Source organism: Lactobacillus sp. C449L (assembly GCF_059900815.1).
This window is the reverse complement of record NZ_JBWXGA010000133.1, coordinates 1-480: the sequence shown is the minus strand read 5'-3', so window position 1 is coordinate 480 and position 480 is coordinate 1. Positions and strand designations below refer to the sequence as shown.

Sequence of the window (480 nt, the reverse complement as noted above, 5' to 3'; positions counted from 1 at the left end):
AGGGTGGGAAGGCCCTCTGCCCCGCTCCCGCCCTGCGGGGCGATCCGAGCGATGCGCCCGTTCTCGACCACGATCTCGGCGGCGGCGAGGCCGCTGGGGCCGGCCGGAAGCTCGATCCCTGGGGCGAGATCGAGCGGAACTCGCGCATGGGTCAGCCGGAAGGCGGACCCGCCGAGAACCGAGACGTCACCGCGCACGAATCCCATCGGATGCTCCAAGGCCGTCTCGAAGACCTGCGTACCGGGTTCTTGGGCAAGGCGAGTACCGTCCCGCAAGGCCGCGCCGGCGAGCCTCCGACGGCCGACCATGCCGAGCGGCCCCTCCCATACGGGGCCGCAGAAGCCGAGCAGCGCTCAGCCTTCCGCGTCTTCCGATGGCGCGGACGGGTCCGGACAGGCGATGCCGGGCGGGGTTCCTGGGTCGACCGTGCCCCGCCACGCTGAATTCGGGAGACCCGCAGAGCGGCGCTCGAGGTGATGC

1 protein-coding gene is annotated in these 480 nt (G+C 72.3%); it reads right to left on the bottom strand.

What is annotated here, in order from left to right; translation table 11 throughout:
- Positions 1-308, bottom strand: a 308-nt coding sequence (locus tag AC2JF9_RS08670) for a hypothetical protein (RefSeq protein WP_500726958.1), incomplete at its 3' end; no start/stop codon positions are given.
- Between the last annotated feature and the right edge of the window lie 172 nt (positions 309-480).